We start from the raw sequence: 23,470 nt of genomic DNA, 5'->3' as shown, positions 1-23,470 counted from the left end.
ACCATGTGATTGAGAACTTTGCAAGTAAAATAATTAAATAAATTGAAAAAAGTGTAATTTTTTTCGTATAAGAGTATATGAAGGTAAAAGAGATGGAAGTGGAGCAACGCCCACGAGAAAAAGCGTTGCGCTATGGTTTAGAATCATTGAGCGATTTAGAGCTCGTTGCTTTGATTCTACAAAGTGGAAATAAAAATCGTTCCGTATTTGAAATCGCATCCGATGTATTGAAAGAAAGTGAAGGTTTATCAAAATTAATGCAGATGCATGTAAATACATTGATGCAAATTCAAGGAATTCGAGAAGTAAAGGCTTTACAACTTTTGGCAAGTGTTGAATTGAGTAAGCGTGTTATTAAATCAAAGGTATATCATGCCTCTATTTTAAAGCCGGAAGATGTAATTGAATGGTTTGAGTTTGAATATGGTGTTTTGCAACAAGAATGTTTTATCGCTTTATATTTAGATACAAAAAGTAAATTGATTGCTCATCGTGTCCTGTTTAAAGGAACATTGAATGAGAGTACAGTTCATCCTCGTGAAGTATTTAAAGAAGCATTTTTGCAAAATGCGAATTCAGTACTAATTGCACACAATCATCCTTCAGGAGATTGTACACCATCCCAAGCCGATTTTGAAGTTACATATAAAATGGTTCATGTGGCAATAACTATGGGTGTTCATTTAGTGGACCATATTATTGTAGGACAAAATCAATATTATTCATTTAAAGAGCACAAATATCTCGATTGAAAGAAGGAAGGTTTATCGCTATAATATAAGTTAGTTTGGGGGATATTATGCGTAAATTTACTCGAATTCAAAAAAGATTACTTACGATTATTGTCGTTTTATGTATATTGGCATGTGCAATGTTTGGTTTAAGGCAAAATTCAATCACAAATATTGGTTATAGTGCTTGGACTTATTTGAAGTATGGTTTGATTCAATATCCGTTATCTTCTATCGGAAATGCTATAAATGATTTTTCAAATCTTTGGCATGCTTATGATGATAATGAATATTTATCCAAACAGTTAGCCGAACAAAAGAATTATCAAACCGCATATGAAGATGAAAAAAATAAAAATAAACAACTTGAAGCATTACTCGATATGAAAGGTGGACTAGGAGATGCTAAAACGATTAGCGTATCTGTCTTAGAACGTTCAAGTGAATCTTGGCTTCAAACGGTAACTATTTCTGCAGGTAAAAAACAAGGGGTAGAAAAAAATATGCTTGTGGCTACAAGTGATGGTGCTATTGGTTTAGTTGATAGTGTGCAAACACTAACAAGTACTGTTCAATTACTAACCAGTCAGCATTTAAACAATGATATAGCGATAAAAATGTCTCTAGAAGATGGATCAAGTGTAGAAGGAGTTCTACAATCGTATGATACAGATAAGAAGGCGTATCGTGTTTCGTTGTTTGACAATGATGCAACGGTGACAAAAGGTCAAAAAGTTGCGACAAGCGGTAAAGGCGGAAACTATCCTAGTGGAATTTTAATTGGAGAAGTAAAAGATGTTTCGTTAAATGATGATTCGATTATTTCTACTGTTTATGTTTCACCGGTATCGAATATGAAAAGTTTTGACTATTGTCTTGTAATTGGAAAAGAGGAGAGTAAATGATAAATAAAGAACGTTATTCATTTATTTTCTTACTTATACTGGCACTGCTTGACCAAATAAATGCATCTTTGTTTGGTGTGGATTTTACGTATTCTTCATTATCTATAGTGAGTCATTTATGTTTTTGTGGATGTATGCTTGTCGTTAGTCATGAAAAAACTATGAATCGAATTTTATATGCATGTTTATGTGGTCTATGTGTAGGATTATTCTTTACTTCTGACTGGCTAGTGAAAATGCTTCTGTTTGGCTTTTTTGGATGGCTTATCGGGCTATTTAAAGATATGATGGATCAAGATCATTGGGTGCAATTTGCAATTGTCTTTTTGATGATGTTTCTATATGATTTGATTTGTTTTTTTGGAGCAATAATTCTAGGATACATAACCATGAGCTTTATGAAATGGTTTATTTATGTAGAAGCTCTTACATTGGTATTTAATGGGGCTTGGATATTTGTATTGCTTTATATTATTACTGTATTCAATAGATATGCAACTATAAAAGATATTCGTTATAAACGAATGGAAAAGTTACACATGCAAAATATTCGAAGGAAATGAGTCATGGATTCGTTTCCTTCTTTTCATATGTGTTAAAATAGAAGAAAAGAGGTATTCAAATGAAAAAACTTTTATTATTAGATGGAAATTCCATGCTATTTCGTGCATATTATGCAACTTTATATACACATAGAATGACAACATCCAATGGTATTCCAACCAATGCGGTCTATGGCTTTGTGATGATGTTAAATAAGGCAATTGATATTATTGAACCAGATAAAATTCTAGTTGCTTGGGATGCAGGAAAACCAACATTTAGACATAAACAATTTGCAGCTTACAAAGGAACTCGTAAACCATTAGATGAAGAATTGATCGTACAATTTCCAATTGTAAGAGAATATTTGGATGCGGCTGGCATCAAACGCTATGAACAAGAAGGTTATGAAGCTGATGATATCATTGGAAGTATGGCTAAATGTTGTAAAGATATCCAAACAACAATTCTTACAAGCGATCGCGATTTACTACAATTGATTGATTCAAGTACACATGTTCTTTTAATGAAAAAAGGCTTAAGTGAAATGGAATTGATGGACGAACAAAATCTTTTAGACACATACGGTATTACGCCAAATCAAGTTATTGATATGAAAGGGTTGATGGGAGATACAGCTGATAATATTCCAGGTGTTCAGGGTGTTGGTGAAAAAACAGCTTTGCGTTTATTGAATCAATATTCAACAGTAGAAAATGTTTATGCTCATATTGATGAAGTAAAGGGAAAATTAAAGGAAAAATTGGAAAAAGATAAAGACAATGCGTTTATGTCTTTGGAATTGGCAACGATTTATACAAAGATGAAACTTCCGTTTTGTTTAGATGATTGTGATTTTGCAGGAATCCAAGAAGATGTGAATGGATTCTATGAAAAATATGAAATGCGATCTTTAGTGAATCGTACAAAACAAACAAAGAATGAAAAATGGCCATTAAAAGAAGTGGATCATATTGATGCTTTAGATGTAGAAGATTTAATGGTTATGCCTGTATGTACGCAACAGCCATATCTAGATCAACAATTATATGGATTTATGATTCCAATTGATAAGACAATTTATTATATTTCTGTAGAAAAGGCTTTGGAGGATACAAACTTCAAAACATTATTAGAAACAAAAAAAATAAGTACATGGGATACAAAAGAGATGATGCATTTATTAGATCGTTACGGATTTAAATGGAATACTTTCAGTGATGATTTGCATATTGCGGGATTCTTATTAAATTCCACGGCTACAGATAGTGATGCAGTTTTAGAAGCGCTTCATATTTCTTTGCCAGAATCTTTTCATGATGTCTCAAAAAAGACAAAAGAAGAACCTGCTTTTAGCTTAAATAGAGAAATGCTGATTTATCAAAGTTTGACACAACAGTTGTGCGAAAAGAAAAATGAAATTCGTAAGTCTTTAAAAGATGAAAATGTTATTTCTTTATATAAAGATATTGAAATGCCATTAGCAAACGTATTATTTTCTATGGAACAAGAAGGTATTTCTATTCAAGAAAGTTTCTTGGATGAATATGGAGCTTTATTGAATGAAAAACTGGAAGCTTTAGCTCAACAAATTTATTCTCATGCAGGCATGATTTTTAATATCAATTCTCCAAAACAATTGGCGAATGTTTTATTCGATGAATTAAATTTAAGTTCAGGTGGAAAAAAACGTTCTACATCGGCAGATGTGTTGGAAAAATTACGTGGAAAACATCCAATTGTTGAAGATATTTTGGAATATCGTAAAATATCAAAGGTATCCAGCACATATATTGATGGCTTGAAAAAACATATTCGTCCAGACCAAAAAATCCACACTTCTTTTAATCAAACTATGACACAAACAGGAAGACTTTCAAGTAGCGAACCAAACCTTCAAAATATTAGTATTCGTGATGAATTAGGAAAAGAAATTCGTAAGGCTTTTGTGGCTGAAGAAGGATATCAGTTATTATCTGCTGACTATTCACAAATTGAATTAAGAATGTTGGCACATATGGCTGATGAAGATCATATGATAAAAGCGTTTAATGAAGGTTTAGATATTCATACAAAAACAGCTACTTTGATTTTTGATTGTTTACCAGAAGAAGTGGATGAACATAGAAGAAGAATTGCAAAAACAGTAAACTTTGGAATTGTATATGGACAAACTGAATTTGGTTTATCATCACAATTAAATATCACACGTAAAGAAGCGGGTGAGTTTATGAAAATGTATTTTGAAAGTTATCCTAAAATTCATGAATATATGAATCAATTGATTGAATTCTGTAAGGAAAATGGTTACGTAGAAACATTATTCCATAGACGCAGAGAGATTCCAGAAATTAATGATAAGAATTTTATGACGCGTGAATTCGGTAAGCGTGCTGCCATGAATGCACCAATCCAAGGTAGTGCTGCTGATTTGATCAAGATTGCCATGTTGAAAATGGATAAGGCTTTAAAAGATGAGAATATCAAATCAAAAATGCTTCTTCAAATACATGATGAACTGATTTTCTTGGTACCTGATGAAGAGTTGGATTTGATGAAAAAACTTGTCAAAGAAACTATGGAAAGTGCTATGAAATTAAAGGTTCCGTTAAAGGCAAGTATCAGTATTGGCAAATCTTGGTATGAGGCTAAATAATGCCAGAAGCACCAGAGGTACAAACGGTCTTAAAAACATTAGAAACACAAATTAAAGATGTTTTAATTGAGGATGTATTTGTGTATTATCCTAAAATTATAGATAATGTGGATATAGATGTTTTTAAAAATCATGTGATTGGACAATCCTTTCGCTCATTTAATCGTATTGGAAAATATTTGATTTTTGGTTTAGATTATTATGATTTAGTCGTTCATTTGCGTATGGAAGGAAAATTTTATTTGTATGATAAACTTCAAAATGACAAACATATTCATGTCGTACTCAAATTAAACAATCAAATTTTCATGTCATATCATGATACAAGAAAGTTTGGAAGAATGTATTTGTATCCTAAAAAAGAAGATATTCATTCATATGCTTGTTTTAAAAATGTTGGATATGATTATATGGATGAAAAAGTAAATGGAATGTATTTCTATAATTGTATTCATTCATTGAAACGAAATTTGAAATCATGCTTATTAGATCAGTCAATCATGGCTGGTGTTGGAAACATTTATGCGGATGAAATATGTTTTGCGTCAGGCTTAGATCCAAGAAGTCGAGCTTGTAAGTTGTCAAAAAAAGATTGTGATAAAATTGTTTATGAAACAAAAAGAATTTTGCAGGGTGCTACTCGTTTTGGTGGGACAACCATTCGTTCTTATACTTCAAGCTTAGGAGTAACAGGGCGTTTTCAACTTTATTTAAAAGTACATGATCAGACACAATGTAAAGTGTGTCATCATACGATAAAAAAATTAATTGTATCACAAAGGGGGACTTATCTATGTCCAAATTGTCAAAAAAGAAAGTGATTGGAATTACTGGATCAATGGGTTCAGGAAAGAGTGAAATTTCTCGATATTTAAAAAATAAATATCCAGTTTTAGATTGTGATCAGGTCAATGCAGATTTATTAAAAAAGGGAAATTTAGGTTATAAGAAATTAAATGATTTACATATAGTTGAATTGGATTCAGATGGACAAATTATCAAGGAAAGTCTAGCTTCGTATATGTTTTCCAATGAAAAACATCGAAAACAAGTAGAAGCTATCCTACATCCTTTAATTTTTGATGAAATGCATACATGGATTCACAAACAAGATAGTTCTATTGTCTTTGTAGAGATGCCAATTTTATTTGAGATTTCTGCACAAAAATGTTTTGATTCAATATGGTGTGTTGTAGCAGATTTAGATGTAGCGTTATCACGCCTACAGACCTATCGTAATTTTACTAGAGAACAAGCTTTAGCAAGGCTTGTTTCACAAATGAATCCAGAAGAAAAAATAGCGAGAAGCAATATTGTATTACGAAATAACGGCACAGTAGAGCAGTTACATATACAGATTGAAGATGCATTAAAAGAGGAGAATTTAAATGGCGATTGAAATACGATGCATAGAACATTTATCTAGTGAACAAAGACAATCTTTAAGCTTATTGTATGGTCCTTTGATTGGAAAAAGTTCTGTTTGTTTGTATGAATTTTTAGGTTCGATTCAAAATTCGATTGATTTAGAAGATATATATCTTTTGTTGAATATGAATGCTGCTCAATTTGATAAAGCAAGAAATTATTTGGAACAATATCATTTGATTGAAACTTATGTTCATAAAGAAGATATGTTGATCTTTCTATATGCTCCTTTATCTTCTAATAAGTTTTTATGTCATGAGACATATTCAAGATTGTATTTAGCGTGTGTTGGAGCAAAATGTTTTGATAAAATAAAGGCTATGCTTCATATAGATAAAACGGTTTCTTCTTTATACACAAAAGTAGAAAGTCCTTTAGATGTTTCGATTTTAGATTCTTGGAATGAATCGAAAGAAATTGCTTATGAAAAAGTAAAACCGACAATTAAACAGAAATATGATTTTGATTTTGCGACACTTTTCAAAGGTATGGATCGAATTTTTCCTGTGCGCTTTCGAACAAGTGAAAATTTAGATCGTATAGCTGAAATGGCTAAAATATATGGAATCAATGCTAAAGATATGCGTAGATATGTACAAAGAAGTATTAATCCTTCAACACATGTATTTGATTTAGATAAATTAAAAGATATGGTTATGCGTAATCGTAAAGCTATAGAAATTGGTTCAGATCCATATCAAATGTCGCCAGTTAAATTTCTACAGAATAAACAAAATGGTATTCCAGTTGTGAAATCAGATCAGATATTGATTGAGCGCTTATGCAAAGAATTCCAATTTCCAATAGAAGTAGTAAATACGCTGATTGAATATACTTTGCAACAAACGAATCAGCAATTTTCTAGAAATTATGTTGAAAAAGTAGCGGCCAGTTGGGTGCGATTAGGAGTAGATTCTAGAAAGAGGGCTTTGAGTATCATCAATCAGAGTCCTGCTGGAAATAAAAATGATAAAAATACTGAAAAAGTTGTGCTAGATGAGAAGTTTTATACGCAAAAAGAAGAAAAATCAGATACACAGATTCAACAAGAAATGTTAGAACTGCAAAAGATGTTGAAAGAAGGTAAATTGTAGTGAACTTAAATATTAAGCTTTCCGAAGAACAAATGTTAGAGAGACAACAAAATATTGCTCGTTTAAAAGAAAATGAATTAATTCTGATGTTTTTAGAACAAAATCATTTAGATGCATCTTTTGTAGAAGAAAACAGTGGTGTTTTGTTGCAGTGGCTAAAGAGTGTGAATGCTTGTAGAAACTGTAAAGGTCTTGATTATTGTGTTCAGAAGATTCGTGGTAAGGTTACAAAATTGAAAATGGATGATTCTGGCTTTTTAAATGAATACTATGCTTCGTGTCAATATGAACAAAATCGTGATAAACAATTGGCTCATCAGAGTAAGTTTCGCTTTTCACACATGTCTTTAAATGATTATTTGATTGATTTAAATGATGCTTCTTTTTTGGATGCTGCCAAAGAAAAGGAATATAGACTTGCGTATACGCAAAGTGTAAGTAGTATCCCATTAAATCAAGGTGTGTATTTGTATGGAAATCCTGGAACTGGTAAATCATATTTGATGAAGGGAATCTGTAATTATTATGCAAAGAATAATAAGAGTGTGTCTTTTGTACAAGTACCATTGTTGATTCAAGAATTGAAACAATTTATGACAGATAATGAATATCGCCAAAGAGTAATGAATCATTTACGATATAGTGATGTTTTGGTTTTAGATGATATTGGAGCTGAGAGTATTACGCAATGGACAAGAGATGAAATTTTATTGCCAGTCTTAGATGAGCGTATGAATAAACAGATGAAAACATATTTTACATCAAATTATTCTATGGAAGAATTAGAGCAACAATATCGTCTTGCGAATAAACCGAATAACACGATTGCGAGTCTAAGAATTCTTGAAAGAATTCGTACTTTGTCTATACCTGTTGAATTATCTGGAAAATCACGTCGTTAGTTAATAATTTCACTTTTCAAATTAGGCGATATGGAGTAGAATAGGTATGACAGAAATGTTTAAAGGAGGAATAGAGTAATGTTAGTATCTGCTACTGAAATGATCAACAAAGCTCACGAAGGGCACTATGCGATTGGTGCTTTCAACATCAATAACTTAGAATGGACAAAAGCTATCTTAGCTGCTGCTGAAGAAGCTAAATCACCAGTTATGTTAGGAGTATCTGAAGGTGCTGCTAAATATATGTGTGGTTTCAAAACAGTTGCTGCTATGGTAAAAGAAATCCACGATGCAATGGGAATTACAGTTCCTGTAGCTTTACACTTGGACCACGGTTCATATGAAGGTGCAAAAGCTGCTATCGAAGCAGGATTTACTTCTGTAATGTTCGATGGTTCTCACTATGCATTTGAAGAAAACTTAGAAAAATCAAAAGAAATGATCGCCTTAGCACACTCAAAAGGACTATCAATTGAATGTGAAGTTGGTGGAATCGGTGGAGAAGAAGATGGTGTTATATCTGCTGGTGAATTAGCTGACCCTAAAGAATGTAAAACTATCGCTGAATTAGGCGTAGACTTCTTAGCAGCTGGTATCGGAAATATCCACGGTAAATATCCTGCAAACTGGGCTGGATTGAACTTTGATCGTTTAGAAGAAATCCAAAATGTTACAAATGGTAAACCATTAGTATTACACGGTGGTTCAGGAATCCCTCGTGAACAAGTTCAAAAAGCTATCACATTAGGTGTTTCTAAAGTTAACGTTAATACTGAATGCCAATTAGTATTTGCTGAAGCAACTCGTAAATACATCGAAGCTGGAAAAGACCAAGAAGGAAAAGGATATGATCCACGTAAATTATTAAAACCAGGTGCTGATGCAATCACAGCATTATGTAAAGAAATGATGGAAAACTTCTTTGGTTCTGCTGGAAAAGCTGAATAATTAAAGTTTTTAAATAAAGCAGGCTTTAAGCCTGCTTTTTGCATAATTTGGAGGGGAAAATATGAAGTCTGTTGAAATTAATGATTTATTGTCTTTTCACTTTTATGGAAATTTAAAAGTGAAGGATGGCGTAAAAGTCTTTGTTGATGGAGTAGCAGCAGAAAAAGACAATGCCTATGAATATACTTTAAAATGTGTGAAGAATGATGAAGTATATGATTTAACTTCTTTTGGAAAAGAAGGAAGTTTTTATATTGAAAATGAGAATTCGATTCTATTCTGTGGAAATCGTAAAAATATTGAAAAATCCACTTCTCTATATCGTTTATCTTTAAATGGTGGAGAAGCTAAAGAAATTGCTCGTTTTGATAAACCAGGAATGAATGTATTGGGATATTTAAACGAGAAAACACTTGTATTATTGACAAAAGAAAAACTTGTTGAAGAAGAAAGTGATTATGAAGTATTTGATGAGATTCCTTTCTATATGAATGGTCAGGGTATCACAAATAAACATCGTACTCATTTATATACATATGATTTAGATACAAAAGAACTTGTTTGTGTTACAGAAGGTACTTTTGATGTGTCGAATGCTAAAATCCATGATGGTGCTTTGTATTATACAGGTCAAAACTGGACACGTAAACAAGCTTTGTACGAAGATCTTTATAAATATGATGGTGAAGTAAGTACAGTTGTAGATGCGAAAGAAAGAAGCATTCAAGACTTTAATTTTGTAGATGGTAAATTAGTTCTTGTTGCGAGTACACATGAAAAATATGGTTTGAATGAAAATCCAAAATTCTTTGATCAAGACTTCAATTTAATTGCAGATTGGCAAGAATGTGTTGGTAACAGTGTAGGTACGGATTGTGCTCTAGTTGCAGGAAATGCCACTTTAGTAAAGAATCAAGCTTTATATTTTGTATCAACCATTTATGATCATAATAATTTATATAAATTAGAAAATGGAAAGATTGAATTGGTATTTGAATGGTCAGGAACGATTCAAGCTTTCGCTTTTGAAGATGACACATTGTATTTTATTGGAGCAGATGTGGCGAGCCTTCAACAATTATATAAGGTTCAAGATGGAAAAGTGATTCAATTATCTGACTTTAATAAGATGGAAGATACGTATGTGGCAGATCCAGTAGAAGTAAGTTTTGGTGAAGATCTAACAGGATGGGTATTGTTGCCAAAAGATTATGATGAAACAAAAAAATATCCGGCTATTTTAGATATTCATGGTGGTCCTAAAACTGTATATGGAAAAGTATTCTATCATGAAATGCAAGTATGGGCTAGTAAGGGATATTTTGTATTCTTCTGTAATATTCATGGTTCAGATGGACGTGGCAACGAATTTATGGATATTCGTGGAAAATATGGAACGATTGATTATGATGAATTAATGCAGTTTACAGATAAAGTATTGGAAACATATCCTCAAATCGATGCTAGTAAAGTTGGAGTCACTGGTGGAAGTTATGGTGGATTCATGACAAACTGGATCATTGGTCATACAGATCGTTTTGCGTGTGCAGCAAGTCAAAGAAGTATCGCAAACTGGATTTCATTCTCTCAGACAAGTGATATTGGACCATACTTTGCACAAGATCAGCAATCGGCTACATATTATGACAATCAAGAAAAATTATGGTGGCATTCACCATTGAAATATGCACGTAATGTAAAAACACCAACTTTATTTATTCATTCAGATGAGGACTATCGTTGTCCACTTTGTGAAGGACTACAAATGTTGAATGCATTATTAGACCAGAATATTGAAGCACGTATGTGCTTGTTCCATGGAGAAAACCATGATTTATCTCGTACGGGACTTCCACAACATCGTTTGCGTCGTTTAAATGAAATCACAGATTGGATGGAAAAACATTTAAAATAGATGGCTTTTGGAATTTACAATATTTTTCTAGATTATCCGGATTGAATAGGCTATAATAGATAGGCATTACCTTGAAATGGGGGAAAATGAATGGAAAAAGTCATTAAAATTGAAGGTGGACATCGTTTAAATGGAACAGTTCGTATTAGTGGTTCTAAAAATGCAACTGTAGCTTTAATTCCAGCATGTGTTTTAGGAAATGAGCCAGTCACTATTTATGGTGTACCTAATATTTCAGATGTACAGTCTTTGATCGTTTTGTTGAATGAACTTGGTGTTTATGTTGAAAAGCGAGATGAAGAAACATTATATATAGATCCTACTCATATGGAAAATATTCCGATGATATCTAAAGCTGTTTCAAAGTTAAGAGCAAGCTACTATTTTATGGGAGCCTTGTTAGGAAAATTTGGACATGCAGAAATCAAAATGCCAGGAGGATGTTATTTGGGTCCTAGACCTATTGATCTTCACTTGAAAGGGTTTGAAGCCTTAGGTGCAGATATCCAATATGAAAATGGATGTTATATATTGGATGCGAAAGAATTAAAAGGAACTAATATTTTCTTAGATATCTCAAGTGTAGGGGCTACAATCAATATTATGATGGCAGCTGTTTACGCAAAAGGAAGAACTGTCATTGAAAATGCGGCACGTGAACCGGAAATCATTGATATTGCGACTTTGTTGAATAAAATGGGCGCAAGAATTCATGGTATGGGTACAAGTACACTTGTAATCGATGGTGTTGATTACTTAAAAGGATGTATTCATGAAATCATTCCAGATCGTATTGAAGCAGCTACTTATGTGATCATGGCAGCAGCTATGGCCAATGATATGCGAATTGAGAATATTATTCCTCAGCACTTAGAAGCCATTGTTATGAAGCTTCAAGAAGTGGGAATCAATATGGAAGTTGGTTCGGATTTTATCCATGTATTTAAGACTGACAAGCCATTAAAACGTACAGAAATCTTGACAAAGCCATATCCTGGATTTGCGACAGATGTACAACAACCATTTACTGTTTTATTGACACAATGTGAAGGTCAATCTGTAGTAACTGAAACAATTTATATGGAACGTTTCAAACATTGTGCAGAATTGAATAAAATGGGCGCAAATATTGATGTACACACACCAAGCGCATTTATCAATGGAAAAACAAAGTTACATGGTTCTAAAGTAACCGCAACAGATCTTCGTTGTGGTGCAGGACTTGTGATCGCAGCCTTGATGGCAGATGGTGTTACTGAGATTCATGATATTTATCATATTGATCGTGGATATGATAACTTGGATGGTAAATTAGCTCATTTAGGTGCTAAAATGTGGCGTGAAGAGGTAGAAGATTAAGATGTATGGTGACATACATCTTTTTTCTTTGTATAATCAGTTTATGAACATGATGGAAATAACGGCGCAGATGCGCGAAAACAAAAAAATAGAATTTAAAGATCAATTAAAAATTGTCATTTTATTATCTGTACCTGCTATATTAGAACAATTAGTTGGAACGGCCATGAGCTATATCGATACAGCCATGGTTGGATCTTTAGGCTATAAGGCTACGGCAGCCATCGGTGTAGTTGCTAGTACGACATGGTTATTTGGTGGTATTTGTACAGCGGCTGTATTAGGCTTTTCCGTTCAGGTAGCTCAATATTTAGGTGGAGGTAAAAATAAACTAGCTAGGCAAGTTGTTTGCCAGTCAATACTTTTTAATGTTATTTTTGGCTTATGTATGGCTTTGATTGTGGTGGGAGCCAGTTTTTATTTGCCTACTTTATTAGGGGCGGATTCTTCTATTTGTAGGGATGCCACTTTATATTTAGCGATTGTAGGTGCTTTTATTCCATTTAATATGATGGCTATGTTACATTCAGGCATGTTAAGATGCTCAGGGAATGCCATGCTTCCAAGTCTTATGAATATTTCGATGTGTGTTTTTGATGTTATTTTTAATTATTTCTTTATTTATATATTAAATCTAGGTGTTGCAGGAGCTGCTTTGGGAACAGGGATGGCACAAATGGTTGTAGGCTTCATCTTGATGTATATTGTCGTCAAAAAGGAAAAATCTTTGCGACTTCTAGGTGATGAATCATGGAAGATTAATAAAGAAATTTTAAAAAATGTAGTCAATCTTTCAATTCCAGCTGGCCTTGAAAGAGTCACACTATCTTTAGCTCAAGTTGTAATGACTGGTGTTGTATCGAGTATGGGTGCAATTAGTGTAGCCATTAATTATGTGGCGGTTTCTGCAGAAGGCTTATGTTATCTACCAGCTTATGGAATTGGTGGAGCTGCAACAACATTGGTTGGACAAAGTATTGGGGCAAAACGGAAAGATATGGCGAAACGCTTTGCGTATTTAACAACCTTATTATCTTTTGTCCTTGTCATCTTTATGAGTGTTATTATGTTTGCGTTTGCACCATTCTTAGCTTCAACCCTGACAACTAGTCAAGAAGTCATAGATGGAGCTAGTGAATGTTTAAGAATTGTTTCTTTTTCAGAACCATTGTTTGCTGTTAGTATTGTAGTCATGGGTGCATTGCGTGGGGCTGGAGATAGTAAACGTCCTTTTGTTCTAAATGCTTTAAGTATGTGGGGTATGCGTGTTTTACCAATTATCATCTTCACCAAACGATATGGTGTTATTGGTGTATGGGTTACAATGACTTTCGAATTGGTATTTAGAGGTATTATATTCTTTATTCGTATGGTTCGAGGTAAGTGGTTAGATCAAAATTCAATTAAATAGAAAAAAATGAGTGGATTTTTCCACTCATTTTCTTTATTCACCAGGATTTGATTTTAATACTTTACCTGTATTAAATAGTTCAGCAGCTCTTTTTGCCGCTTCTAAACGATCTTCTTCGTTTTTATAATCAACGTGAACTGTATAGCAGCCACAATCCATGCATTGTGCATAGAATCCGTTTCCTTCTTCTTCAAGAATCGAACCACCTTCGCATAGAGGGCATTCGTGTAAATCAACTAATTCATCAATGTTTTGCATAAGAATCCTTCCTTCTTTTATTCTTATCTATTGTACAATCAAATGCTAAGAAAGTTAAGAGAAATTTAAGGTTTAATAAAGGAATGAAATGATATAATACATCGGTAACAATAAGGGGATGTTATTATGAATCAAAAGGATCGTGTATTTACACCTGCATTTGTTGCGAATTTATTTTTGATTGCAGGAACTGTTTTCTTGCTTTTAAAGGGGAAAATAAACGCATATGTAGGAGTAGATGGCTTAAAGCATGAAGGGATGGCTTTGGCACTCATTGGATTTAGTTTCATGGTTGTCGGAATGTGCATATGGATTGTAATATGGATTAGTCGCAGGATGAATAAATGAATTCATCCTTTTTCTTGTGATAATTTAATTTTCTTAATACAATAAATGTATGAAGAATAAGAAAAAGAATTGTTTCTCAAAAATAATACGTTTTTTAATGACGGCTTTAACCAGTCTTTTAATTGTGCTCATTTTAATTATCATACTTATGGTTTCACGTATTCAAGGAACAGCACGTGTAGTCAATTATGCAGGATTAGTACGTGGAAAAACACAGCGAATTATTAAATTGGAAGATGCCAGAATGTCTCAAGATGATATGATTGCGGATGTCAAAGGCTATATAAAAGGACTTCGTTATGGTAGTGAAGAACTAGATTTAGTATCTTTAGATGATAAGGCTTTTCAGGCAAAGATGGAAGAATTAGATGCGTATTTTGATACTTTAAAACAAGAGATTGATCTTGTACGACAAGTTGGTTATGAGAATACAAGTATAATTGAAAAGAGTGAAATGTTTTTTAACTTATGTGATGTTGCGACAGGACTTGCAGAATCGTATTCTCAAAGGATTGCAACAAGACTTAAACAATTTGAAACTTTGACGGTTATTGATATTGTAATTCTCATCTTTATGATTTTATATGAGCTTATAAAGGCTTTGCGTTATGCCAAAGTGAATCGTGAGTTAAAGAACAAAGTTTATTTAGATGAAGCAACGGGTTTACCAAATAAAAATAAGTGTGAAGAGATTTTAACTTCAGAACCTGAACAAAATATGGCAATCTGTGTGTTTGATTTAAATAATCTTAGAATCATCAACAATCAACAAGGACACGAAAGAGGTGATTTATATATCAATTCGTTTGCGAAAAGTCTTCGTAAAGGTGTCGATGAAAATCAATTTGTAGGTCGCTGTGGCGGTGATGAATTCATTGCCTTCTTTAAAAATGTGACAAAGGAAGATGTAAAAAGAAATTTAGAAAATATCAAAAAAGAATGTGCTAAATGTTCAGAAATTCCATTAAGTTATGCGGCTGGTTTTGCATATTCAAATGATTTTTCAAAATTAACAATGCGTGAACTTTTTTGTCAGGCGGATAAAAGTATGTATATTGATAAAAAACAGGCAAAAATCAAAGAAGCAAAACAAAAACGAAATTTAATATTAAATGTGATTCAACAATTAAAAGAAAAAGGATTCAATTTTTCAGATTGCATTTATTGTGATGCGAAGACAGACACATATTTTACTTTGCGTGCAGGTCATTCTTTCTTTTTGGCTGAAGATGGAAATTATTCGGGAGCAATCGAGCAAATTTTAAATGAGTTGTTTAATGAAGATAAAAGAATGGATTATCGAAATGTTTTAAATGTGAATAGTTTGAATAAGTATGTCACAAAGGATAATCCTATATTTGAAATACCATATTATCATCAACTGAATAATGCAGAATTGAAAGGTAAAATCATGGTTGTCTATTTGGATAGCGATGAGTATGGTAATCTTCACCATTTTGTGCTGGGCTTTAAAATGTATAGTGATACGATTGAGATGGATGAAAAGAAACAATTGATGCGTTATTATGATCAGTTGAAACAATCCATCTTAGAGAATGCGAATTATATTGAAGCCTTAATGAATATGGCGCAATCTATTTTTTCTGTGAATTTAACACAGAATCAAATTGATGGTATTTATGATAAATATATGGTAGAGAATATAAAACCTGCTTTACCTTGTTCATATGAGGCATACTTTAAACAATGGAAATCCAATGTATTAGAAGATTGTTTGGGAAGTTTCGGGATTGTGGAATCTTGTCAAAATTTACTAGATCGCTATAAGGCTGGGGATAAACATGTTACTATTGAATATCAAATTAAAATGCCAGATGATCGAATAATCTGGGTTCAAGAAATGATTTTGATGAGTGAAGAAACAATATATGATTCAAATATTCAGGATGAGAGAAATATTGTTAGAGCTATTATATTATTTAGAAATACATCAAAATTTCATGAAAAAGAAGATAGAGAAAAGAAAAAGTTACAATTAGCATATCAAAAAGTAGATTTAGAAAGTAAAGCGAAAACGGATTTTATGAATCGTATGAGCCATGATATTCGTACGCCAATTAATGGTATTTTAGGCATGATGCAGATCATTCGTAAAAACTGGGGTGATATGGATAAGTTGAATGATTCTCTAAATAAGATGGAAGTTTTGACAAACCATTTAAATGAATTGGTTGAAGATATTTTAAATATGTCAAAGTTACAATCAGATCATATGGAAATTGTTAACCAGTCTTTTGATTTGAATCATTTGGTTGAAGAAATAAATGATTTGATTGATGCCCAAGTGTCAATTCAAAATATTACATATCACAAGCATATGGAGAATGTAGTCCATACGCATTTAATTGGGGATGCATTACAGCTTAGACGAATTCTCATTAACCTATTAACAAATGCGATTAAGTACAATAAGCCAAATGGCACGATTGATGCGTATGTCAGAGAAATATCGAGTGATGATTCAAAAGCTACATTTGAATTTGAAATCAAAGATACAGGAATTGGTATGAGTGAAGATTATATTGAAAATCACTTGTTTACACCTTTTTCACAAGCTAAACAAGATGCCAGAACAAGATATGAAGGAACTGGTTTAGGTATGTCGATTGTGAAGGGCTTAGTGGATAAGCTTGGTGGAAATATTGATGTTAAAAGTGAAGTGGGTGTAGGTACACAAATCAAGGTCGTTCTTACTTACCAATTGGATACTTCTACAAGCAATACACAAGATAATTCGACATTAGATTTACATGATAAAAGAATTCTTTTAGCTGAAGACAATGAAATCAATATGGAAGTGGCTGAATTTTATTTGAATGCGGTACACGCCAATGTAGTTAAGGCTTGGAATGGTTTAGAAGCTGTAGAAAAAGTTAAGGAAGAACCAAATACATACACTTTAATTTTAATGGATATTATGATGCCTAAAATGAATGGGGATGAAGCGGCTAAATGTATTCGTAAAATCAATCCATCTATTCCAATTGTTGCCATGAGTGCACAATCAGAATATACAATTGATCAAACAATTATGAATGATTCAATCTCAAAACCGCTAGATGAACAAAAACTGAATCATATATTAAGAAAATATGTGGCATAGATAAAGGCTTGACTTGAATCAAGTCTTTTCTAGTCTTATGCAACTGTCAATTGATAAATTGACAAGTCTAGTTGGTGGAATGCAACCGCAAATTTTAGTAAACTTTGGCTAAGGAGGAAGAACAATGATTCTAGCTGATAAAATAATTGAAGAAAGAAAAAAGAATGGGTGGACACAAGAAGATCTTGCACAAAAACTAGGCGTATCCAGACAATCGGTTTCAAAATGGGAAAGTGCTGGTGCTATTCCGGATTTAAAAAAGATCATTCAGCTGGCTGACTTATTTGGAGTGAGCACAGATTACTTATTAAAAGATGAAATCGAGAAAGAAAAAATAGATACATCATGTGATATAGATTGTGAATTACATCGTGTCACAATGGAAGAAGCAAATGCATATATGAATGAAAAGAAAAAAGCAGCACCTATGCTTGCGAATGCGACAACATTATGTATCTTAAGTCCAATTCCTTTGTTCCTAGTTTCAACATTCAATAATGGCTTAGCCATTGCAGTCGCGTGTACGATTTTATTAGGTATGGTTGCACTTGCAGTGTTTATATTTGTTAAAACAGGAATTAAATTGAGTCTTTTACAATATTTAGAACAAGAACCCTTTGAAACAGAATATGGTGTAACAGGACTTGTCAAAGAAAAGAATCAAAGCTATCAAGAACATTACTCCTTTTTGTTAGCTTGTGGTGTTGTTCTATGTATTTTATCTGTAATTCCGTTGATTATTGCAGGTTGCATGGAAGCATCTGATTATATATGTACATTATGTTTAGCTGTATTACTCATTTTGGTTTCCGTTGGTGTGAATATTCTGATTCGTGTTTCCACAATAAAAAGTAGCTATGATACATTGCTTCAAGAAGGTGACTTTACAAAAAAAGAAAAGCTCGCAAAGAAGAAAATGGAAACATTCACAGGTGTATATTGGTGTCTTGTGACGGCTATTTATCTTGGGTGGAGCTTATGGACAAAACAATGGGATGTAACCTATATGATTTGGCCTGTTGCTGCCGTCTTATATGCAGCATTATATGGGATTGTAAAAGTGATAATGAAAGTGGATTAAAAAAAGATTGTACGTTACTTGTACAATCTTTTTTAGTCCACTTTTAGTGTAAGATCTTGTTTAACTACATTTATTGTATATGTATATATCCTGGAATGTATTGTAACGTTCAAAAATACTTTAATTCATAGAACTTATAAAGTTTTTGAATAGGTTCACTAATGTTTAAAATGGGAATTCTTATCTATTTACTAATGAATAAGAATTCTTTTTTTAACTTTTTATATAAAATTAATTTTTTTTGCAACTTTTTTAATTTTTATTTCGTTAGTAGTAGTGAAAGGAGAAAAAGAGAGTAGAAATAAACAAAAAGAAAGGCGGTTTATATGATCAAGTTAAAGAAATTATTATTGATATATTTAACAGTAACATAGTTTATCAAAGTAAGTGCTGTTTAGGTAATGGTAATGAAACTTCTAAGTGAAATTGTATAGAAGAAAAACATTTTTTAAAAACGAAGTAAGCCAATAAAAAAATTTAATATATGGCTTCTATTGTAACTTCTATGCTATTTATTTGATTTTAAATTTTATTTTATACGAAAAGGAGGAAATTATTATGAGTATAAATAAATGTAGAATTGCAGGTATTGTAGCTGAAGAACCCAAAATTTGTAAGGATGAATTTTACAAAGAAGGTTTAGAAATTGTTTTGGATATTGATCGATATGATATCCATAAATTTGAACGAATTAAATGTGTGATTGTTGATAAAGAATTAATCGCAAAAGCACAAGATTCCATTGGTGTTGGTGATTATTTAATGGCAACAGGACGACTTGCTTGTTTTGAATACGTAAGAATGCAAGCTATGAAGTGTCCGCATTGTGGTGAAGAGAGTATGCGTCGTCGACGTGCAAAACGCACAGATATTATCCTAGATGATTTTGAGGTTTCACCTGGATCCTTATCTCCAGATTCAGTAGGAATAAATTCCGTTTCTATAAGTGGAGTTATTCCAAATCCCATTAAGTCAAATTTAAATCATACATGGTTCTCAGTAGCTAATAATCGTCCTAAAGTAGCACAAGAGATTTTAAAAGATTTGATTATAGAAAAGGTTAAATCAGGAACTGAGCGCTTGAATCTAATTTATGTGCATGGCTTTAATAGAATTGCAGAAATAATGAATAATTCTATACATGTAAAAGATCGAGTTATTGTATCTGGATATATAAGTGAACATCTTGAACGTTATAAAATTCCATTTCGATGTAAACATTGTGGTGAATATTCAGATCTGTATTTTGAATATCCAATTTATGTAGTTATCGCAAAAAATGTAACACAAGATGTGGGTTATATCCCAAGTTCAAATGAAAATTTTGTAAATCAATTGAATGAAGTTAGGAAAGTCGAGGTAAAATAGTATGAAAAAACTAACGAAAAAGTATTGATGAGTGTAATTGCAGGAATGACTGCTTTACAAGGTGTAAGTTCAACTATGATGAACATTAGTGCAACAACGAGTCATGTTGATTATGTTAAACAAGCAATGACAAAATCGGATGAATTAGAATCAAAACTACATGATTCTCAGAAAACTATGGAAGATAAAAAGATTGCTGTTGATTCAGCAAAAGGAGCTTCCAGCGTAGCTTCTAAACAGGTTGAAATCGTACAGGCTGCTTATGATGCTCGTGATGCATCTGTAAAGCAAAATTACCAAGCAACTTATGATGCAATTATGAATGAACTGCAACCTATTCTTAATGAAATCGAATCGTTAGAAACACAAATCAACGATTCTAAAAAAGAATTGGAAGAACAAACAACGTTGAATGAACTGGCTTCTGCTAATTTAGAACAGGCCCAAAAAGATTTGGATGCAAAGAAGACTGAATTGACAGAACTTCAAAACAAGCTTGCTTCTTTAGGAGATGTTGCAGATTTAACAACAGCGTTGGAAACTGCAAAATCCGAACAAGCAACAGCAAATGAAGCCTTGACTTCAGCACAGGAAAAAGCAGATACTGCTAACACTGAATTAACGAATGCAATCGCGGATGCAGAAGCGAAAAAGGTGGCTGTTGAAGAAGCTTCAGCTGCATACAATAATGCGGTGGCTGACGTTACTGCAAAAACAAATATCGTTGCTGAAAAACAAGCCATCGTTGATCAATTTGAAGATGAAAACGGTATTGAAAATGCAAGAGCAGAATTAGAAACTGCTCAAGCTGACTTAGCGGTAGCTCAAAATAATGTAACAGCGTTGTCAGAAGCAATGACACAGGCTCAAACAGCTTACGATGCAGCTGTTAACGTTCAACAGACTGCACAAACAAACTATGAATTAGCTACTGGAGAATTAGAAACAGCAAAAACAAACTTGGTAAATGCACAGGAATCGTTAAACAAAGCTCAAACTGACTATGATGCAAATCAAAAAGAAATTGAAGCTAAGAACAATGAAATCTCAGCTTTAAATGTACAGATTGCAAATGCTCAAAGTGAAGTTGATAAAGCTCAGGCTGATTACGACAAAGCTTTGAACGATTTCAACAGCACTTCCAGCCCTTTGGAACAGGCAAAGAAAAACCTTGCTGACTTTGAATCAAAGTACGCTACAGAGTTGAGTCGCTTAACGGCTGGAAGTAAAGGATACTTTGAATCACTTGGCTGTTATGATGCTCTAAAAGAGATTTTCAATGTGAACAACGATTTTCCAAGTCGAGGCGAACTGGCTTCTTATACACATATGGGACAGACTGGAGATGCAACAAGCCTTGAAAATATGCAGGCTAGTATTGCTTACTTAAAAGAATATGATAAACTTCGCAAACAGAACGGTTTGTCTACACCAAAAGTAAGCATGGCTGCTGTGGCCATCGCTCAAGTCAATGCAAACTATGCACAGGTAGAAGGCAATCACTCCGGCGTGTATGGATATTCTGAAAATCTTGCATGGGGATATGGAGAAGCCGGAACAGGTGCAAGTCCATTTAGAGGCTGGTACGACTACGAAAAGAAACAGTACGATACCGGAAATCACAAATTCTCTGAAGTGGGACACTATTTGAACATCGTGAATCCAGATGATGAAACGTCTGGCTTTGCATTGCAAAAGGTAAACGGTGTCTACGCTCAGGAATTTGGATATTTCGAAGAGAAAGATGTTGTGATGTCTGTAGATGAATTTGAAGCATCTTTCAACAATTACTACAACAATTTAAAATCTGTAGATGCTCAGCATAAAGCATTGAAAGATGCTGTAAATAATGCGAGTGGAACTACTACAAAAGATGACACGGCATTGAAAAATGCAGAAGCATTGTTAAAATCTAAAAAGAATGCTTTAACTGGATTACAAAACAAACTTACTCAGGTAAACAATGCAAAAGCAGCATTAGAAGCAAATGTAACAGTAACGAATAATGCTGTTACAGAAACTAAGAATGCTGTTCAAAACGCAGAGAACAAAGTCAATCAGAAAAAGGCAGATGTGACAAATGCTGAGCAAAAGTTATCTGAAGCTAAAACAGATGTGGATGCTAAAGAAACTGCAAAGGCTGAAGCTGAAAAGAAACTTGCAGATGCAAAAGCTAACGTGAATGGTATTATAGCTCGAATCGACACATTAAGTGACGATATTGCAAACTGGGATACAAATAAAGCAAAGGCTCGCAAAGAATTACAGGCTGCTCAAGAAAACTTGAAAACAGCTAACAACGTAGAAACTGAAGCTAAAAAAGCTTTTGAAAAAGCAAATGAAGATGTTGCAAATGCTGAAGCTGTTCGTGATGAAGCTCAAATCAAAGCAAATCAAGCTCACGAAGAACTTGAAAAAGCCACTACTGATTTCGAAGCTAAATCGGAAGCAACAGATAAAGCACAAAAGGCTGTAGATGACTACAACACAAATGCAGAAGATGTAAAAAAAGCTCAAGCTGATGTTAAAATTATCGGTGCTCAAATCGATACTTTAAAAGCTGTAAAAGAATCAACAAATGCAAAAATCTACTCTTTGAAAGAACAAATCAAAGCGTTGAACGAAACTTTAACTGAGAAAAAATCAGATGCATTACCATTTGAACAGTTTAAAACTGTATTGAATGATGTAATGAATCAAGGCTCTAGTGTTGATTTAAGCTTTGTAGAAGAAGAAAAGCTTCATACGTTATTAGCTCAATTGGCAAATACAGTTGATGAACGAAATGTAGCTCAAAAATCCTTAGAAGAAGCTAAAAACAACTATGTTGAAAAATACAACTTGTATTTAGATGCAAAAGAAGAATTGTTGAAGGCTGAATCTGATTACAGTGAAGCTGTTCGTCAATTGAATACATTCTTAGCTAAACAGAATACGCAAAAACCTTCTGCAAAAAAGGATGAAACCAAAACAAATCCTGTACAAACAACAGAAAAGACAAACTCTGTAAATACAGGAGTATCTACAAATGTAGAAGCTTCTATTGCAACTGCTGGATTAGCATTAGCTGGTATTGTTCTTGCTGAAACAAAGCGTCGTAAAAAGTAAATTAATAGCATAATCTAGTGATAAATTATTAAGATTCACTAGATTATGCAATATATGAAATTAGTTTATTCTATATGTAAAATATAACGTTTAATTTATAACTTTATGAATTTAAGTCTTTTTATTTAAACTGTTTGTTTTATAATAATTTTGTATGGGTTTATATGTGAAAAAAAGGGGAGGGTTATTATCAATGTCATTAAGTTAAGAAATGACGAACCATCCAGATACTATTGTCTGGATGGTATTTTTATTTGAAAGCACGACGAAAATTGTAGTATTGCTACTACA

18 protein-coding genes are annotated in these 23,470 nt (G+C 32.9%); 17 read left to right on the top strand and 1 reads right to left on the bottom strand.

Annotated elements, in window-relative coordinates; all coding sequences use genetic code 11:
* Window positions 1-77 precede the first annotated feature (77 nt).
* The 12 genes from radC (at window position 78) to Q3907_RS04590 (ending at window position 13,892) form a co-directional block, all read left to right on the top strand.
* Window positions 78-752 carry a DNA repair protein RadC gene (gene radC / locus Q3907_RS04645; protein WP_295757926.1) on the top strand — a complete coding sequence of 225 codons (675 nt, stop codon included), beginning with the start codon at window positions 78-80 and terminating at the stop codon, window positions 750-752.
* A gap of 47 nt (window positions 753-799) precedes the next feature.
* The gene (mreC, locus tag Q3907_RS04640; protein WP_295645308.1) at window positions 800-1,636 is read left to right on the top strand and encodes a rod shape-determining protein MreC; all 837 of its coding nucleotides are present in this window, start codon (window positions 800-802) and stop codon (window positions 1,634-1,636) included.
* Window positions 1,633-2,199 (top strand): hypothetical protein, encoded by a 567-nt coding sequence (locus tag Q3907_RS04635; protein WP_301897485.1) that lies wholly within the window; start codon window positions 1,633-1,635, stop codon window positions 2,197-2,199. The genes mreC and Q3907_RS04635 overlap by 4 nt, the downstream gene beginning before the upstream one ends.
* Window positions 2,200-2,258: 59 nt before the next feature.
* On the top strand, window positions 2,259-4,835 hold the full coding sequence (gene polA / locus Q3907_RS04630; protein WP_301897483.1) for a DNA polymerase I: 2,577 nt from the start codon (window positions 2,259-2,261) through the stop codon (window positions 4,833-4,835).
* Window positions 4,835-5,656 carry a bifunctional DNA-formamidopyrimidine glycosylase/DNA-(apurinic or apyrimidinic site) lyase gene (gene mutM, locus Q3907_RS04625; protein WP_301897481.1) on the top strand — a complete coding sequence of 274 codons (822 nt, stop codon included), beginning with the start codon at window positions 4,835-4,837 and terminating at the stop codon, window positions 5,654-5,656. The genes polA and mutM overlap by 1 nt, the downstream gene beginning before the upstream one ends.
* A complete protein-coding gene (gene coaE / locus Q3907_RS04620; protein WP_301897479.1) occupies window positions 5,629-6,234 on the top strand; it encodes a dephospho-CoA kinase in 606 nt (201 codons plus the stop codon). The genes mutM and coaE overlap by 28 nt, the downstream gene beginning before the upstream one ends.
* Window positions 6,224-7,357 (top strand): DnaD domain protein, encoded by a 1,134-nt coding sequence (locus tag Q3907_RS04615; RefSeq protein ID WP_301897478.1) that lies wholly within the window; start codon window positions 6,224-6,226, stop codon window positions 7,355-7,357. Before coaE ends, Q3907_RS04615 begins: the two co-directional genes overlap by 11 nt.
* On the top strand, window positions 7,357-8,259 hold the full coding sequence (locus Q3907_RS04610; protein ID WP_295757938.1) for an ATP-binding protein: 903 nt from the start codon (window positions 7,357-7,359) through the stop codon (window positions 8,257-8,259). The genes Q3907_RS04615 and Q3907_RS04610 overlap by 1 nt, the downstream gene beginning before the upstream one ends.
* Before the next feature lie 78 nt (window positions 8,260-8,337).
* Complete coding sequence (gene fba / locus Q3907_RS04605; protein ID WP_117993485.1) at window positions 8,338-9,207, top strand: class II fructose-1,6-bisphosphate aldolase; 870 nt, start codon at window positions 8,338-8,340, stop codon at window positions 9,205-9,207.
* Between the two features lie 61 nt (window positions 9,208-9,268).
* The gene (locus Q3907_RS04600) at window positions 9,269-11,122 is read left to right on the top strand and encodes a S9 family peptidase (protein WP_301897474.1); all 1,854 of its coding nucleotides are present in this window, start codon (window positions 9,269-9,271) and stop codon (window positions 11,120-11,122) included.
* A gap of 90 nt (window positions 11,123-11,212) precedes the next feature.
* Window positions 11,213-12,481, top strand: a complete 1,269-nt coding sequence (locus Q3907_RS04595) for a UDP-N-acetylglucosamine 1-carboxyvinyltransferase (protein WP_301897472.1) — start codon at window positions 11,213-11,215, stop codon at window positions 12,479-12,481.
* 43 nt (window positions 12,482-12,524) lie between these two features.
* A complete protein-coding gene (locus tag Q3907_RS04590; protein WP_295757943.1) occupies window positions 12,525-13,892 on the top strand; it encodes an MATE family efflux transporter in 1,368 nt (455 codons plus the stop codon).
* A gap of 33 nt (window positions 13,893-13,925) precedes the next feature.
* Here the strand turns inward: Q3907_RS04590 and Q3907_RS04585 are convergent, their stop codons facing one another.
* Window positions 13,926-14,150, bottom strand: a complete 225-nt coding sequence (locus Q3907_RS04585) for a Lar family restriction alleviation protein (protein WP_117571665.1) — start codon at window positions 14,148-14,150, stop codon at window positions 13,926-13,928.
* Between the two features lie 126 nt (window positions 14,151-14,276).
* Here Q3907_RS04585 and Q3907_RS04580 point away from each other — a divergent pair, with 126 nt between their 5' ends.
* From Q3907_RS04580 to Q3907_RS04560, 5 genes are all read left to right on the top strand, one after another.
* Window positions 14,277-14,498, top strand: a complete 222-nt coding sequence (locus Q3907_RS04580) for a DUF3955 domain-containing protein (RefSeq protein ID WP_295643751.1) — start codon at window positions 14,277-14,279, stop codon at window positions 14,496-14,498.
* Between the two features lie 49 nt (window positions 14,499-14,547).
* The gene (locus tag Q3907_RS04575) at window positions 14,548-17,622 is read left to right on the top strand and encodes an ATP-binding protein (RefSeq protein WP_301897467.1); all 3,075 of its coding nucleotides are present in this window, start codon (window positions 14,548-14,550) and stop codon (window positions 17,620-17,622) included.
* A 124-nt stretch (window positions 17,623-17,746) separates the two neighbouring features.
* Window positions 17,747-18,703, top strand: coding sequence for a helix-turn-helix domain-containing protein (locus Q3907_RS04570; protein WP_301897465.1), 957 nt, complete (start codon window positions 17,747-17,749; stop codon window positions 18,701-18,703).
* 558 nt (window positions 18,704-19,261) lie between these two features.
* Window positions 19,262-20,071 (top strand): hypothetical protein, encoded by an 810-nt coding sequence (locus tag Q3907_RS04565; protein ID WP_301897463.1) that lies wholly within the window; start codon window positions 19,262-19,264, stop codon window positions 20,069-20,071.
* A gap of 27 nt (window positions 20,072-20,098) precedes the next feature.
* Entirely contained in the window at window positions 20,099-23,179 is a 3,081-nt protein-coding gene (locus Q3907_RS04560; RefSeq protein ID WP_301897461.1) for a CAP domain-containing protein, read from the top strand.
* The last annotated feature ends 291 nt before the right edge of the window (window positions 23,180-23,470 follow it).

Source organism: uncultured Holdemanella sp. (genome assembly GCF_958348295.1).
Taxonomy (GTDB): domain Bacteria; phylum Bacillota_I; class Bacilli_A; order Erysipelotrichales; family Erysipelotrichaceae; genus Holdemanella.
This window is presented reverse-complemented; position numbering and strand designations above follow the sequence as displayed.

Excerpts from the sequence above, each read along its gene's own strand:
- radC (WP_295757926.1), top strand. The coding sequence starts at position 78 with ATGAAGGTAAAAGAGATGGAAGTGGAGCAACGCCCACGAGAAAAAGCG.
- mreC (WP_295645308.1), top strand. The coding sequence starts at position 800 with ATGCGTAAATTTACTCGAATTCAAAAAAGATTACTTACGATTATTGTC.
- Q3907_RS04635 (WP_301897485.1), top strand. The coding sequence starts at position 1,633 with ATGATAAATAAAGAACGTTATTCATTTATTTTCTTACTTATACTGGCA.
- polA (WP_301897483.1), top strand. The coding sequence starts at position 2,259 with ATGAAAAAACTTTTATTATTAGATGGAAATTCCATGCTATTTCGTGCA.
- mutM (WP_301897481.1), top strand. The coding sequence starts at position 4,835 with ATGCCAGAAGCACCAGAGGTACAAACGGTCTTAAAAACATTAGAAACA.
- coaE (WP_301897479.1), top strand. The coding sequence starts at position 5,629 with ATGTCCAAATTGTCAAAAAAGAAAGTGATTGGAATTACTGGATCAATG.
- Q3907_RS04615 (WP_301897478.1), top strand. The coding sequence starts at position 6,224 with ATGGCGATTGAAATACGATGCATAGAACATTTATCTAGTGAACAAAGA.
- fba (WP_117993485.1), top strand. The coding sequence starts at position 8,338 with ATGTTAGTATCTGCTACTGAAATGATCAACAAAGCTCACGAAGGGCAC.
- Q3907_RS04600 (WP_301897474.1), top strand. The coding sequence starts at position 9,269 with ATGAAGTCTGTTGAAATTAATGATTTATTGTCTTTTCACTTTTATGGA.
- Q3907_RS04595 (WP_301897472.1), top strand. The coding sequence starts at position 11,213 with ATGGAAAAAGTCATTAAAATTGAAGGTGGACATCGTTTAAATGGAACA.
- Q3907_RS04590 (WP_295757943.1), top strand. The coding sequence starts at position 12,525 with ATGAACATGATGGAAATAACGGCGCAGATGCGCGAAAACAAAAAAATA.
- Q3907_RS04585 (WP_117571665.1), bottom strand. The coding sequence starts at position 14,150 with ATGCAAAACATTGATGAATTAGTTGATTTACACGAATGCCCTCTATGC.
- Q3907_RS04580 (WP_295643751.1), top strand. The coding sequence starts at position 14,277 with ATGAATCAAAAGGATCGTGTATTTACACCTGCATTTGTTGCGAATTTA.
- Q3907_RS04575 (WP_301897467.1), top strand. The coding sequence starts at position 14,548 with ATGAAGAATAAGAAAAAGAATTGTTTCTCAAAAATAATACGTTTTTTA.
- Q3907_RS04570 (WP_301897465.1), top strand. The coding sequence starts at position 17,747 with ATGATTCTAGCTGATAAAATAATTGAAGAAAGAAAAAAGAATGGGTGG.
- Q3907_RS04565 (WP_301897463.1), top strand. The coding sequence starts at position 19,262 with ATGAGTATAAATAAATGTAGAATTGCAGGTATTGTAGCTGAAGAACCC.
- Q3907_RS04560 (WP_301897461.1), top strand. The coding sequence starts at position 20,099 with ATGAGTGTAATTGCAGGAATGACTGCTTTACAAGGTGTAAGTTCAACT.